Here is a 15,303-nt window from a genome sequence, read left to right on the forward strand (position 1 = left end):
CCGGAGCCATAGTGAGCGCCACCATTAAACAGCTTCGCGCCTTCGTTGTTGTAGCCCGCAGCCACAGTCTGGCGCAGGCCAGTGCCCAGTTACACACTTCCCAGCCGGCGCTCTCCGTGGCTATCCGCAATCTGGAAGAGGCCGCTGGAGGGCCTCTATTTAGTCGCGATAGCCGCCAACTGGTCTTGACCCCAGAAGGGCGTGAGTTCCTGGTTCGTGCGGAGCAACTACTTAACAGCTGGGATCAATCACTGGATGCTATACAGCAGCGCTTCCGCCTGGAACGTGGACAACTGCAACTGGCAGTTATCCCCGCTTTCGCCTTAAACCGAGTACCCGCTCTATTAGCTAACTTTCACCTGACATATCCACAAATCAATATTGTGCTGGAAGATGTGGTTATGGAGCGGGTTGTAGAATCTGTACAGGAGGGACGCGCGGAGCTGGGCATTAGCTTTCGCCCGGACGAACTAGGTGGCATGGAGTTCGCACCCATTGAACACGACCGTTTTATCGCAATAATGCCAGAAGACCACATATTGGCGGAAAAGAAGGCCGTACGCTGGCGCGACTTGGCCGCTCATCCTTTTATATCGATGAACCGTGGATCGGCAGTGCGACGCTGGACGGATACTGCCTTTGACCAGTGTGGACAAGCTGCTCAATATATTTGTGAAGCTAACCAGCTTAGTACTATCGGGCAGCTGGTCAGAGCGGGCTTGGGAATCAGTGCTGTACCAAGCCTTTGTGAGGCACAAATGCGAGAGTACGGTTTAATCTGCTTGCCTCTTACCGCGCCGGCGGTAATGCAAGAAGTTGGCGCACTATTTAAAAGCCGCGGTAACCTCTCTGCACCCGCCAGCGCTTTCCTGGAATTACTCACCGGGCAATAGCCACTACAGAATAGTAATTTACCCAGAGTGCCAGTAACTATTTACTACTGGTAGCGCGCAGCATCCAGGCAGTTTTTTCATGCACACGCATACGGTCAGATACCAGGGCAATAGTCGATTCATCCTCGCCCTTTTGCGCGGCCTTTAATACATCGCGACAAGTTTTTATTACCTGCTCATGGCCCTTGGTGAGAATTTTCACCATATCTTCTGCTGCGGGAACTTCTACAATTTCTTCAATAGAACTCAGCTGTCCAAAAGCCTGATAGGTGCCCGGTGCAGAAACACCCAAAGTGCGAATTCGCTCTGCAATGTCATCTACCGCCGTAGCCAGTTCGTTGTACTGCTCCTCAAACATCAGGTGTAGTTCACGAAAAAATGGCCCGGTAACATTCCAATGGAAGTTGTGCGTTTGCAGGTATAGAGTGTAGCTATCCGCCAGCAAGTGCTTGAGGCCGCCAGCAATCTTTTCCCTATCCTTTTCACTAATACCAATATCAATTTTTTTCATTAAACAAATCCCTCTTCCAAGACTTTGCCACCGAAATGGTTACACTGCCATTCTGATAGTTTTATGGTTTTACCACAAGCTATCGGGTTGATAGCTTATCTATATAGCCGAGCCAAGTTTATAAGACACTAAAAAGACAAACATATTTATCCTGGCAACTAACTCGGAACATGCCTTGAATCTAGCGGTATCCTGCCCTGGAACAACTGTGTGTCCAAACTGAAAAGTTAATTAATCCGCCAAAAAGAAAAAATAAATAAAACATGTTGGTTATGCATACACTTATAGTGCTAGCACTATATCAATCTACAGAAAGAAAAATTTAAGAGAAAACAAAGTTAGCTAGGTATTACAAACCGGGCAATTACTATGACTCGGCAGCTGCAAAGTTTGCAGAGCTAAGGTTTCCGTCTCGATTAAGTGCAATTTATTCAAGCTCGATACCGGCAAATCCATCAGGTACTTCATGGCCTCCAGAGCCTGCATACTGCCAACGACCCCCAATGCAGGACCGATCACCCCTGCTGTAGCGCAGTTCTGGACTTCAGCCTGCTCCTGGGGCGGAAACAGGCAGGCATAACAGGGGCCGCTTCCTTCAGAAAAATCAAAACTAATCAGCTGGCCGGAAAACCCCTGCACTGATGCCATTACCACCGGACACCCGGCCTGATAACAAACCCGGTTGATCGTATGGCGGATTTCCAGGTTATCAGTGCAGTCCAACACCAGATCCACCTGTTTAACCTGCTCACGCAACCAGGATTCATTCGCCATTTGGCTGTGGGGATGAATGCGAATAGTTGGATTGGCAGCGGCCAATTGTTGTGCAGCCACCATGGCTTTGGATTTTCCCTGATGATTGGTTTTGTACAAAACCTGGCGCTGTAAATTGGAGAGATCGATATGATCACCATCCACCAGGTGCAGCTCTCCAATACCGGCTGCGGCCAGATACATCGCTGCCGGGCTTCCGAGCCCACCTAAGCCAACAATCATAATTCGAGCAGAAGACAGCTTTTTCTGTCCCTCCTCACCCACTTGGGGCAACATTATCTGGCGACTGTAACGCTGTAATTCCTTACTACTTAACATGGCTCTACTTCCGCATGCTTTCCTTTCAACAGGACATTAAAATCGGCAACCGCCTGCTTGTAATCTTCCGCTTTAGAAATAGCGCTGACCACGGCGATACTGCCAACACCGCTAGCGATAACCTCACTGGCCCGTTGCATATTAATACCACCAATTGCCACGAGTGGATAATCGGGCAATAGTGCTGCCATTCGCGCGAGTTTCTGCACGCCCTGCAACTGATCCGACATATCCTTGGTGTTGGTCGCATAAATTGCACCAATCGCCAAGTAGCTGGGGCGATAACGGTAGGCCAACAGTAATTCATAGAAGCCGTGGGTACTGATACCCAGTTTTAATCCTGCCGCTTGAATTGCCCTCAGATCAGCAGACTGCAAATCCTCCTGCCCCAAATGCACACCGTAGGCGCCGCACTCAATCGCCAACTGCCAGTAATCATTGATAAACAGGCGCAGGTTATACGTCCTGCCAATAGCCACTGCACGCTCAATCTGTGCGCGCAGATCCCCACCAGGATTCTTTATTCGCAACTGTAAAGTACGCACCCCCAGCTCAGCCAGGCGCTGCAACCACTCCACTGTATCCACTACCGGATATAAACCCAATGCTTGAGAGTCTGTTTGGGCAAACCCTTGAACAAGAGGTCGGACAGTATCAAAGCCATAATCCGACGCACGCTCTTCTCCGGGCAGTAGAATCTCCGGGAAGTCGATTAAATCCAGGGGCCAGCCACAGTGGCCTACAGGTCCAGCACCAGCGCCGATATGTGCATTATTTCCCCGGCGCAAGCCCCGCTGTACATAGGCTTTACCCACAACGCAGGCATCTCGCAACGGGTAGCCCAAAGCGCGGCAAGCGGCAATAGCGGAGGAGAGGGTGCAGCCAGTGCCATGTGTGCCTGTACTGGACACTTCCCGGCCAATAAACCAATCGGCTTTTTCACCATCCCACAGTAAGTCGGCAACTTCTCCCGCACGCAATTGCGTATGGCCGCCGGTAACTAAAATTGCGGTACCGCCGTGAGCGTGCAACTGACGCGCAGCCTGCACTATAGATTCCGCACCCGTGACACTGGCTCCGGTAAGCCATTCCAATTCATGTAAATTGGGAGTGACCAGATCACACTGTGGCATCAACTGAGCCAACACTGTTGCGGTAATATTCCCTTCAGTGAGCCCGGCTCCGTTGGTAGCAACAGCAACCGGGTCGTAAATAACCGGAACCGGCTGCACCGCTTGCAGCTGGCGCAAGAAATCTTCCACCGCAACAACTTGTTCAGCATTCGCTAGCAGACCAATTTTAATTGCGGCAGGAAATAGATCCCGCTGTAAGGCCCGCAATTGTGAAACTAAGACCTCTAGGGAAACTGCATTAATTGCAGTTACTTCTACCGTACTCTGTGCGGTATTGGCCGTGATAGCACTGCAACCATGGCAGCCGAGATCTGCAAAAGTCAGCAGGTCCGCCTGAATGCCGGCGCCACCGCCGGAGTCACTGCCGGCAATGGTCCAGACAATTGGCTTTTTCAATTGGAGTTGATCGCGCATAAAAAATACTAATCCTGCAATATGCTCTCTGCCTGCTGCCAGAAAGGCATATCCAGGGTGGGGGTGCTGGGGCTGGCAGTTTGACGCCTGAGCATCAAGCCGGCATTAAAGGCGGCGCGCCCGGATTCCACAGCCAGTTTAAAAGCATTAGCCATCAGTACCGGATCCTGGGCTTTTGCAATCGCGGTATTCAATAACACCGCATCAAAGCCCATCTCCAGTGCTTCTGCCGCCTGTGATGGCGCACCGATTCCGGCGTCAATAATAAGCGGTACATCACTCAGGCGCTCACGCAGTGTTTGTAGGTTATATTTATTGAGCAGCCCCTGCCCGGTACCGATGGGAGCCCCCCAGGGCATTAATACCTCGCAACCCACATCCAAAAGTTTTCGACACAACACCAGGTCATCCGTGCAATAAGGCAAAACCTTGAAGCCTAACTGAATTAATTCCCGCGCAGCTTCTACCAAACCAAAGGGGTCTGGCTGCAAATTGTAATCATCGCCAATCACTTCCAGCTTGAGCCAATCGGTCTGGAAAATTTCCTGGGACATTTTTGCCAGCTCCACCGCTTCACGAGGCGATTTACAACCGGCAGTATTGGGCAACAGCTGACAGCCGGACTCGCGAATATAATCCCAAAATCGATTGTCCTGCTGCTGTGCCGGATTTTGCCGGCGCAAAGACAAAGTAATAATTTCTGAAGCTGAGGCTTGCACGGATTCGCGCATAATCGCTGGGGAGGGATACAGGGCGGTGCCCACCAAAAGCCGACTGTTAAATGTTTTTCCGCAAAGTGTTAATAGATCGCTCACCTTTACCCCCCCACTACCGGAGCAACAATATCCAGGCTATCGCCGTTATTTATCTGTGTATTGCTATATTCCGTACGGGGAATAAATCCACCGTTGATCGCAACGGCAAATGTTTCTCCGCGATAGCCGAGCTGCTGTAAAAGCCCAGAGAGCTTAAGCGGGGATTCAAGGCTCTGTGTTTCCCCATTAATTAGTACCTGCATCAAGCCACCTGTAACAGTTGTTGTGCCACTTGATTCTCCACTTGCTCCACTACTGCCGGCGCTAAAAGATAACCGTGACGGTAAAGGCCATTCACCCTAATCAGCCCATCCTCGCTGTGGATATAAGGCATATTGTCCATAGTAGCGGGGCGACAATTTACGCGGGTCTCAACAATACGAGCCTCGGCAAAAGCCGGGTTGAGGGAGTAAAGCGCGGAAGACAATTCCATACTGGAGCGCACGGAAATGGGCGACTGGTCTTCGCTCTCAATTTCCGTAGCACCAATTACAGTGCGTCCATCGCTACGGGGTACAGCGTAGAGCTTATAGCGTGGGTGGAGCAGGCGCACTGGACGCTGCAAAACCACTTCCCGGGATTCCACCACCATCACCTCACCACGGACGCCGCGCAAGCCTTCAATCTGTCCCTTGGCACCGAGACCACGGCAGTCAATCACGCAATCAAATTGTTCGCGCTCCGAGTTCACAGAGATATACCCGGCTTCGCAATTTACCTTGCTGTGCTCTCGCAGAGTGACTGCACCTCGGCGCAATACGCTGAGTAACGCAGTCAATAAGCGGTGATTATTGATATCCGCCTCACCCCGCAGGTAAAGCCCCTGTTCAAAGCCGTGTAAGGAGGGCTCTAATTTCGCTAAAGTATTGCAATCGAGGGGCTGCACCTGCTCCCTGGCAGACTCGCCAAGCTTACCCTGTAGTTCCCGCAGGTATTGCAGCAGCTCACTTTTATCCTTGCCATGAGCAACCAGCACTGAGCCCGCTCGGCGGTATTCCACGTCCTGCCCGCTCTGCTCCTTCAGCTGCCGGGCCCACTCAGACCAAAGCTCAAGGCTTTTCAGTCCCAGGTTATAAACCTGTTTATTGCTGTGTACCAGCTCCGATAAAGGCGAGATCATTCCCGCAGCTGTCCAACAGGCTCCACCTTTTGATTCCGATAAATTACCGGCCTCAAACAGAGTAATATCTACATCAAGCTGACAGAGCCTCCAGGCGAGTAATCGCCCCAACAGGCCGCCACCGGCAATAGCCACTTTGGCTTTGGTTTCGTTTGACACAGCTTACCTATCTTCACAATTCCAATTGGATACCAGCGACAGCAAGCTCCTTTTACATCACTGTATTTCTAATATGTTGGGGGAGTTACCCTCCCCCAACACCCGATCAGCCCTTGTGATAAATCTCGCTGCCCATATCCTTAAATTTAACTGCCATCTCTTCCATCCCGCGTTCCGCCTCCTGTTTGGCTGCGTAATCACGCACGTCCTGAGTAATCTTCATAGAACAGAATTTAGGCCCACACATGGAGCAGAAATGCGCTACCTTGCCGGATTCCTTCGGCAGGGTTTCATCGTGATAAGAGCGCGCGCGCTCCGGGTCCAGACCAAGATTGAATTGGTCTTCCCAACGAAATTCAAAGCGGGCTTTTGACAGAGCGTCATCGCGCTTCTGTGCCCATGGATGCCCCTTAGCCAGGTCTGCGGCATGGGCCGCAATCTTATAGGCCATCAGACCTTCTTTAACATCCTCTTTATTGGGTAGGCCCAGGTGCTCTTTCGGTGTCACATAGCAGAGCATGGCACAACCATAAGTGCCGATAAGTGCTGCACCGATGCCGGAAGTGATGTGGTCGTAACCGGGAGCAATATCTGTCGTTAATGGGCCAAGAGTATAGAAGGGGGCACCGTGGCAGTGCTTCAACTGCTCATCCATATTTTCTTTGATCTTATGGATAGCCACATGGCCAGGGCCTTCAATCATGGTCTGTATATCGTGCTTCCAGGCAACTTCGGTTAATTCACCCAGCGTATGCAGCTCACCGAACTGAGCTTCATCATTGGCATCGGCGATGGAGCCCGGACGCAGGCCATCACCAAGACTAAAGCTCACATCATAAGCTTTCATAATCTCGCAGATTTCCTCAAAGTGGGTATAGAGGAAATTCTCCTTGTGATGAGCGAGACACCATTTCGCCATGATGGAACCACCACGAGACACTATCCCGGTCATTCTCTTGGCTGTGAGTGGTACATAGCGCAAGAGCACGCCGGCATGAATAGTGAAATAATCCACTCCCTGTTCCGCTTGCTCAATCAAGGTATCTCGGAAAACATCCCAGTTGAGGTCTTCAGCAATTCCATTTACTTTTTCCAATGCTTGGTAAATGGGTACGGTACCAATGGGGACTGGTGAGTTGCGCAGAATCCACTCGCGAGTTTCGTGGATATTGGCTCCGGTAGACAGATCCATTACCGTATCTGCCCCCCACTTGGTAGACCAAACCAGTTTTTCCACTTCCTCTTCAATGGAAGAGGTCACAGCGGAATTGCCGATATTTGCATTCACCTTACACAGAAAGTTGCGCCCGATAATCATCGGCTCCACTTCCGGGTGATTGATATTCGCTGGGATAATTGCGCGTCCTTCTGCAACTTCCCTACGAACAAATTCCGGCGTGATTTGTTCCGGGATGTAAATACCATCACGTGCTTTTTGGTATTCACTCTCACTCATCTCCGCCGCTAACTTTACGCGTCCCATATTTTCGCGGACTGCGACAAACTCCATCTCCGGCGTGATAACGCCACGGCGGGCATAGTGCATTTGCGATACATTACTTCCCTGCTTGGCTCGGAGCGGACTGGGAAGCTTTTCGAAGCGAATGTGATCCAGTCCCTGGGCCGCCATACGCTGCTGACTGTAGGCCGCCTGGCGGGAGTCCAGCTGTTCAGTATCTCCTCGTGTCTCTATCCAGCCTTTGCGTAGCTTGGGCAGACCTTGGCGTACATCGACTTTAAAATTGGGCTCTGAATATGGCCCGGAGGTATCGTATACGGTGAGAGCCGCGTTGGGTTCTAGAATAGGATTATCGGCATCCCCACCTACCACACTATCCCCAAGACAAATCTGGCGAGCGCCAACCTGGATACCAGGGGTTTCACCAGGCAAAAACACCTTGCGCGAATTGGGAAAAGACTGAACCGTGAGATTCTCAAGAAATTCTTTAGCGGAATCGCGACTGGCAGCGCGGGAGGACTTTCCGGCTTTACCGGATTGTTCAATGATCTCAGACATGCGTAACCTTAAAACTTGGGAATTTAAAGGTCGCAGCATCCAGGGCACATACAAAGAGAAAAGACGCCAAAATGTAAAAAAACAGGCGACTTCAGATCTTGTTCCCTACGCGGGGGTTACCCCGATCAGGTTCAACGGATCTCGCAACAGCGATCTCAGCCCACAGGCACTCCGACAAGTAGAGCGCAGTATAGTGGAAGCTCTCGAATATGAACAGGTGGTCGATCTCAACTTTCAACAGACTCTAAATAACCCTCTCCATGGTGCTACAACCAAAAAATCTCGATGCTCTAGGCGACAAAAATTCAACACGCTTCAACTTATTTGAAACTGACCCAGCGGTCGATATCATTCCCACCGGCACTCATTCCACCTCAACCTAAACTGCACAGGTTCACCGATCCAGTTTTAAAACAATAATGAACTACGACGAAAGTCGGTGTGGGAGAAAATACAATGTGGAATAGATATGGAGTTATAACAGCACTCGTTTTAAGTGTTATGTCGATACCGACAGCTTTAGCTGCCCCTTCTAAATCCGTTGCTGCTGGTGACAGTATTACCATGGCATTCGGAGCAGACTGTACCCGTAACAAGTATTTCTGGGATTTGTTTTGTCTCCTTGGTGGAGACCAACCGGAACACTCCTGGTTTGATGGTGATAAAAACTCCGTTGAGAGTATTTACGATAAGTACAAGATCATTTCACCCAACATGGCTGCGAATAAAAAAGCTGCTGAATCAGGGGCAGAAATGCGTGGAGGAAAGAAGAACTTTGCTGTTCAGGCTGATCGAATTTTATCCCAATCAAATATCGCCGACCACGTCGAAGTTGTTCTTGGAGGAAACGATATTTGTAACCGGGATTGTACCGATCCCAATAACTGTGATGATCCTCTATACACAGAAAGTGAGTGGCGCTCAGCAATTCAAGCAGGCTTAGATAAACTCGTCGATGGTCTTCCCAATGGATCTACCATTCTTTTAGGCTCAGTACCAAGGGTGCAGGATCTGCGAGCAGCCGGCTTAGCCAAGCAGTCAAGCAACTCCCGGGTAAATTGTGAACATGTTTGGTCAACCTTTGGGATTTGCAAAATAGCCACTAATGGCGGCAGTTTAAATGGAGAAGACTTTGCCACTCGCTACAACGCAATTACTGCAGCTCAACGTCGCTACAATGAAATTCTCGTTGAGGAAGCGGAGAGCTATAACGGCACCAACGGTGTTGAAGTGATAGCCGAGTATACTGGGGAAGGTGAGGTAAATGCTGGTACCTTCCAGTTTGGCAAAGATGACATTGGTGGTGGAGACTGCTTCCACCCCAGTATTCAGGGCCAAAACATCGTTGCCGATCTACTTTGGCAGGGCAATCCAGATAAATAACTAGCTGTCCATTCGGTGAACATTGGGCCCTCCTGAAAACTTCCTCAGTGGGCCCATAACTATTTACCTTTCTTTACCTCTCTTAAGCTATCTTCAATCTTTCTCAAAATAGCCCTGCTCTTCAACAACATATTGTATTCGCTGGGGCAACCCCTTTCGCATAAAAGCTACATCGATAATCTGACCGCTGGTAAGAGCATCCCATAGGTTATTTTGACCACTATGTACCCAGCTATCATTAACTCTCATTAGGACATCATTCTCTTGAAAACCCAGGGCGGTGAAGAACTCATTATTTGTGATACCTTCGAGTCGCATCAGGTGATGTCCCTCAACCTCCAATTCGGCCTCGATAAATTTGGCTTTCAGAACTTCCCGTTGCTCCAACTGCTTACTCAGCCAAGACTGCCCTAAGGTAAGAACTCCTGAAGAAGCTATCAGCTGGCGGCTCCCGGGCCCCAAAGGCTGCTCAATGCGCCGCTTTAATTCAGCATTCTGTTCATAGGAATGCGTCTGTAAAACATCAGTGCCCCCCTTCCCTTTCAAAGGTAACTTCTCCAGACCTGCTTTGCTTTCAATAACTGCATAACTAGAGTGAAGACGGAGCAAGGAGGCACCAGCTATCAATTCTTGCCCTACATTAAAATATTTAGCCGCAGCTTCCTTTACTTGGATCAACGCCTTTGATTTGCTCTTTACACTGGATTCACTAACCCCCAGTAAAGTAAGTGACAAACCGGTGATTGGTAAATCTCGATCATCAATAGTCTCATCATCTTTCCAAACATAGGTTTCTTTTGGATTTATGCCCATAGACCGTAGCTCTTTTTCTATCCAATAGGCATATTGCTCAAATTTACGCGGCCCTTTTAGATATAAGCCATTAATAAAGACAACAGGTACATTTTTAAGCCCTAGACCTAGTGCCCAGTCCCTATTTTCAAGTACAGATGCTTTGGGGGTATCACTGGATAAACACATTTCAAACTTCTGAGCATCTAATTGTAACTGCCCGATTAGTTGGGAATAGGTATCCCCATTAATTTCTGGTGTTAATACATATAATGCATCGTGGTACTCCCAAAATCTGCCTTGATCAGCTGCACAGCGTGCTGCCGTGCCAGCCCGGAGACCTTCTCTGTGAAACTTAAGTGGAAAATCAAAGTATACCTGGCTTACCCACCCCTTATAGGTCGACATAAGGCGACGTATAACCGGTTGTATAGCTTTACAGTGTGGGGACTGAAAGGAGCAGAAAACGGCTAAAGTAACAGGGGCTTCCCTACTACCACGAAGATTCTGATTAGCAGTGGGTAAAGTAATTCTCGGTGGCTCAGGGGCAGTCAGAAGAATCTCAATTTTTTTACCGGATGCATTGTTGCCGTCTTTTTTATCTATCCAAGCATTGAGTTTATTCAAGCGTAATTCATATTCCTGCTCTGCTATATCATACAAAGCCAACTCTAAAGTGCTATCTAGCTCCTGAAGAGTAATTACCCGGCCATCAATGCGTGCAGCCGCCTCATAAGAAGAGCTTTGCATTTGCTTAGATGTTATTTCCTCTCCCTTTTCCATACACCCAACGGCGACACAACCAAGAGAAAACAAAATTATTAGTCTCAATAGAAGCTTTAACTGCCACATGAATTAAACTCTCTTTTTCTTTTTATAGCGATCCTAACAAGCGATTAGCAGGCAACCTAACAAATAAAGAATAAGCGCCAAAATCCCTCTAAAATTGTGATCCTATTTTGGTATTCTGACAGTAATTTCATTAAAAAGGAGCGGCTTAACAAAACAAATGAATTACCACCTATTCTTGGTAACGCCTTCGACTAAAGTCTCCGCTTATTTGATAGATAGTCGAATTTCATGCCAAGGAAATATCTATGAATAACACTCTAACAAATGTTTCAGAACTGGTGGTTTCCTGCCTTGAGAATGAAGGGGTTGAATTTATATTTGGAATTCCCGGAGAAGAAAATATTCTCTTTATCGATGCCATAAATGGCTCCCGCTTACGATTTATCCTTGCCCGCTCGGAACAGGCTGCCGCTTTTATGGCAGATATGTATGGCCGGGTTACAGGCAAAGCTGGCGTGTGTTGTGCAACCCTTGGTCCGGGAGCCATCAATCTCCTACTGGGAGTGGCCGATGCCAATGCCGATAGCACTCCCCTCGTAGCAATTAGTGCCCAGGCAGGTATCGATAGGCTTTATAAAGAAACCCATCAGTATATTGATCTAGTAAAGATGTTTGAGCCTGTCACTAAGTCATCAAAGATGATCATAAATCCAGAGTCCACCTCCGAACTGGTACGTGCAGCATTCAAGATCTCTCAAGAGGAGCGACCCGGAGCCTGTTACTTATGTGTTCCAGAAGACATAGCGGCTATAGAAGTTTCCACTAATAAACATCCACTGCCGGTTAACACCATGCAGAACCCCGCTCCATCTATGGAGAAAATCAAGAGTGCGGCAAAAATATTAAACCAATCGCAAAGACCTATTGTTCTTGTTGGTCATGGGGCGGCCCGAGCTAATGCTCAGGAGGCTTTGGTTCAATTCTCTGAGGCTTTAAATGTAGCAGTAGCCAGCACATTTCATGGAAAGGGTACCATGCCAGAGAATCACCCAAACTCGCTGGGTGTGATGGGTTTTATGGTCCACGACTATGCCAATTTTGGCTTTGATACCGCCGACGTTGTTGTCTGTATAGGCTATGAACTCCAGGAGATGCCACCAGCACGTATAAATCCAAGGGCGGACAAAAAAATCATCTACATTCATAATTTTCCAGCGGAAGTCGATGCCAATTTCAATATCGCACAAGGTATAGAAGGAGATATAACCCTTTCCCTAAAAGAATTAACCAAACATGTAAAAGCCAAGCCAAATCTGACTAGCGAAGATTTCAAAATACAAAAACTACTCAGCAAAGAGATTGACAACGGTAAGGCGTCTAATGCCTGCCCAATGAAACCCCAAAGGGTTGTTGCAGATATTCGGGAAGCTATGGAGACAGATGATATCGTGCTCACCGATACCGGTGCAGTGAAGATGTGGATGGCACGTCTGTATCCAGCATACAAGCCCAATACCTGTCTGATATCCAACGGGCTCGCCACCATGGCCTTTGCTCTACCCGGCGCCATTGGTGTCAAGCTCGCCAATCCAGAGCGCAAGGTGCTCGCGGTGATGGGTGACGGCAGCTTTATGATGAACTCTCAAGAAATTGAAACCGCAATCCGTGAGAGTATTCCCATTGTTATTTTAATTTTTGTTGATAGCAGCTATGGGCTCATCAAATGGAAAATGGATCTAGAGCTCAAGCATCACAGCCATGTCGACTTCCAGAACCCAGATTTTGTTAAATATGCCGAAAGTTTTGGCGCAACAGCTTATTTAATCGAAGAGAGCGATCAACTCTTGCCAACACTAAAGCAAGCCCTAGCAGCCCATACAGTCTCCGTGATTGCCTGCCCTGTAGATTATTCTGAGAATGACAAGCTAACGGATCACCTGGGAGAACTTGTGGAGTATTTTTGAGTACAAGCCCTCTATCCACTTTCCACAGGCTGACTTTACTAACAGAAAGTCTGGATAGACTTGTGCATAACTGCGGTATATCCGCGTCAGGGCCCGTGGTTGTTCAGGCTCACCAAAACGTGCAAAAAATCACCGGATTTTTTATTGGTATTTCTGTGTCAGTTTTTCAGCGCAATGACTTTTTTGTACTGGAAATTAATTTTTAATTTCGGATTATTTTTTTGAGGTATATGAGATACAGATTAAATAACGCGGCGTGTTTTTCTGCATTTTCTATTTTTACCTAACGGAAATGCTGAGAAAAATACCTTGTTTAAAGGGTCGGAAGCCGTTCCAATTTTTACGGTGGCTCTCTATTTCTCCGGCCTTTTTAGCGAGCTGGATTTTTCGGCGGAAGTATTGCGAGTAAAAATTCGGCTGGGGTTTGGCCGGAATTTTATTTTTCTCTAGAGCGGATTTTTCTTCCGACTCTTTTATTATTTTTATTAACTATTTTTTCACACATAAAAAAAGGGCCACCCTATTGGGTGGCCCTTTCGGATTAGAAGCCTGACGATGACCTACTCTCACATGGGGAAGCCCCACACTACCATCGGCGATGTTGCGTTTCACTTCTGAGTTCGGCAAGGGATCAGGTGGTTCCACAACTCTATTGTCGTCAGGCAAACTGGCTTGGGTTGGCGTTGGTCTTATAAGCAATTTTGCTTGGCCTGCCGTGTTATCGCTGTTTGCCTCGGTCTGTTGACCGGCGATAACCCCAAATAAGTCGGTAAAACAATCTGTAGTAATACACCGCAAGCGATCATTGTGTGTCTTTCATTCCACAATCCGCTAGCTTAGCTAGTCGTTAGTAACCATCTCTGTTGTATGGTCAAGCCGCACGGGCAATTAGTACTGGTTAGCTCAACGCCTCACAACGCTTCCACACCCAGCCTATCAACGTGGTAGTCTTCCACGGCCCTTTAGGACTCTCAAGGAGTCAGGGAAATCTAATCTTGAAGGAGGCTTCCCGCTTAGATGCTTTCAGCGGTTATCCCGTCCGAACATAGCTACCGGGCAATGCCACTGGCGTGACAACCCGAACACCAGAGGTTCGTTCACTCCGGTCCTCTCGTACTAGGAGCAACTCTTCTCAAATTTCCAACGCCCACGGCAGATAGGGACCGAACTGTCTCACGACGTTCTAAACCCAGCTCGCGTACCACTTTAAATGGCGAACAGCCATACCCTTGGGACCGGCTTCAGCCCCAGGATGTGATGAGCCGACATCGAGGTGCCAAACACCGCCGTCGATGTGAACTCTTGGGCGGTATCAGCCTGTTATCCCCGGAGTACCTTTTATCCGTTGAGCGATGGCCCTTCCATACAGAACCACCGGATCACTATGACCTACTTTCGTACCTGCTCGACATGTCTGTCTCGCAGTCAAGCGCACTTATACCATTATGCTCATTGCATGATTTCCGACCATGCTGAGTGCACCTTCGTACTCCTCCGTTACTCTTTGGGAGGAGACCGCCCCAGTCAAACTACCCACCATACACTGTCCTCGATCCGGATAACGGACCAGAGTTAGAACCTCAAACATACCAGGGTGGTATTTCAAGGACGGCTCCACAGTAACTAGCGTTACTGCTTCAAAGCCTCCCACCTATCCTACACAAGTAGGCTCAAAGTTCAGTGCAAAGCTGTAGTAAAGGTTCACGGGGTCTTTCCGTCTAGCCGCGGGTACACTGCATCTTAACAGCGATTTCAATTTCACTGAGTCTCTGGTGGAGACAGCGTGGCCATCGTTACGCCATTCGTGCAGGTCGGAACTTACCCGACAAGGAATTTCGCTACCTTAGGACCGTTATAGTTACGGCCGCCGTTTACCGGGGCTTCGATCAAGAGCTTCGCCGAAGCTAACCCCATCAATTAACCTTCCGGCACCGGGCAGGCGTCACACCCTATACGTCCTCTTACGAGTTTGCAGAGTGCTATGTTTTTAATAAACAGTCGCAGCCACCTGGTCACTTCGACCGGCCTCAGCTTAGGGAGCAAGTCCCATCACCAAAACCGGCGTACCTTCTCCCGAAGTTACGGTACCATTTTGCCTAGTTCCTTCACCAGAGTTCTCTCAAGCGCCTTGGTATTCTCTACCTGACCACCTGTGTCGGTTTAGAGTACGATTCACTATTGCCTGAAGCTTAGAAGTTTTTCCTGGAAGCAGGGCATC

The 15,303-nt window shown here is 48.7% G+C and carries 11 protein-coding genes, 2 rRNA genes and 1 riboswitch (1 of these 14 only partly in view); of the genes, 3 read left to right on the plus strand and 10 right to left on the minus strand.

Going from position 1 to position 15,303, the window contains the following annotated elements; all coding sequences use genetic code 11:
* Positions 1-11: 11 nt before the first annotated feature.
* Positions 12-893, plus strand: coding sequence for a LysR family transcriptional regulator (locus ACJJH9_RS13760; RefSeq protein ID WP_444884145.1), 882 nt, complete (start codon positions 12-14; stop codon positions 891-893).
* 37 nt (positions 894-930) lie between these two features.
* Here ACJJH9_RS13760 and ACJJH9_RS13765 read toward each other — a convergent pair whose 3' ends face one another.
* The 7 genes from ACJJH9_RS13765 to thiC all read right to left on the minus strand — a co-directional run bounded on the left by ACJJH9_RS13765 (position 931) and on the right by thiC (position 8,154).
* Positions 931-1,404: a Dps family protein gene (locus tag ACJJH9_RS13765; RefSeq protein WP_444902831.1), complete on the minus strand. Its 474-nt coding sequence runs from the start codon at positions 1,402-1,404 to the stop codon at positions 931-933.
* 342 nt (positions 1,405-1,746) lie between these two features.
* On the minus strand, positions 1,747-2,496 hold the full coding sequence (locus tag ACJJH9_RS13770; protein ID WP_444923114.1) for a HesA/MoeB/ThiF family protein: 750 nt from the start codon (positions 2,494-2,496) through the stop codon (positions 1,747-1,749).
* A complete protein-coding gene (gene thiE / locus ACJJH9_RS13775; protein WP_444923115.1) occupies positions 2,490-4,043 on the minus strand; it encodes a thiamine phosphate synthase in 1,554 nt (517 codons plus the stop codon). Before thiE ends, ACJJH9_RS13770 begins: the two co-directional genes overlap by 7 nt.
* 8 nt (positions 4,044-4,051) lie before the next feature.
* On the minus strand, positions 4,052-4,858 hold the full coding sequence (locus tag ACJJH9_RS13780) for a thiazole synthase (RefSeq protein WP_444923116.1): 807 nt from the start codon (positions 4,856-4,858) through the stop codon (positions 4,052-4,054).
* Between the two features lie 2 nt (positions 4,859-4,860).
* A complete protein-coding gene (thiS, locus tag ACJJH9_RS13785; protein WP_444923117.1) occupies positions 4,861-5,061 on the minus strand; it encodes a sulfur carrier protein ThiS in 201 nt (66 codons plus the stop codon).
* Positions 5,061-6,137 (minus strand): glycine oxidase ThiO, encoded by a 1,077-nt coding sequence (thiO, locus tag ACJJH9_RS13790; RefSeq protein ID WP_444923118.1) that lies wholly within the window; start codon positions 6,135-6,137, stop codon positions 5,061-5,063. The genes thiS and thiO overlap by 1 nt, the downstream gene beginning before the upstream one ends.
* Positions 6,138-6,243: 106 nt before the next feature.
* Positions 6,244-8,154 carry a phosphomethylpyrimidine synthase ThiC gene (gene thiC, locus ACJJH9_RS13795; RefSeq protein WP_444923119.1) on the minus strand — a complete coding sequence of 637 codons (1,911 nt, stop codon included), beginning with the start codon at positions 8,152-8,154 and terminating at the stop codon, positions 6,244-6,246.
* 85 nt (positions 8,155-8,239) lie between these two features.
* Positions 8,240-8,338, minus strand: a riboswitch (TPP riboswitch).
* 272 nt (positions 8,339-8,610) lie between these two features.
* Here thiC and ACJJH9_RS13800 point away from each other — a divergent pair.
* Positions 8,611-9,537 carry an SGNH/GDSL hydrolase family protein gene (locus ACJJH9_RS13800; protein WP_152452378.1) on the plus strand — a complete coding sequence of 309 codons (927 nt, stop codon included), beginning with the start codon at positions 8,611-8,613 and terminating at the stop codon, positions 9,535-9,537.
* A gap of 93 nt (positions 9,538-9,630) precedes the next feature.
* Here ACJJH9_RS13800 and ACJJH9_RS13805 read toward each other — a convergent pair whose 3' ends face one another.
* The gene (locus tag ACJJH9_RS13805) at positions 9,631-11,181 is read right to left on the minus strand and encodes a thioredoxin domain-containing protein (protein WP_444923120.1); all 1,551 of its coding nucleotides are present in this window, start codon (positions 11,179-11,181) and stop codon (positions 9,631-9,633) included.
* Between the two features lie 245 nt (positions 11,182-11,426).
* On the opposite strand from ACJJH9_RS13805, the gene ACJJH9_RS13810 reads away from it, so the two are divergent.
* Entirely contained in the window at positions 11,427-13,085 is a 1,659-nt protein-coding gene (locus tag ACJJH9_RS13810; protein ID WP_444923121.1) for an acetolactate synthase large subunit, read from the plus strand.
* 547 nt (positions 13,086-13,632) lie between these two features.
* Here the strand turns inward: ACJJH9_RS13810 and rrf are convergent.
* Positions 13,633-13,748: ribosomal RNA gene (gene rrf, locus ACJJH9_RS13815) — 5S ribosomal RNA — on the minus strand.
* A gap of 204 nt (positions 13,749-13,952) precedes the next feature.
* Positions 13,953-15,303 (minus strand): 23S ribosomal RNA (locus ACJJH9_RS13820) (it continues 1,530 nt past the right edge of the window).

The organism is Microbulbifer mixtoriginis (SeqCode) (assembly GCF_052466715.1).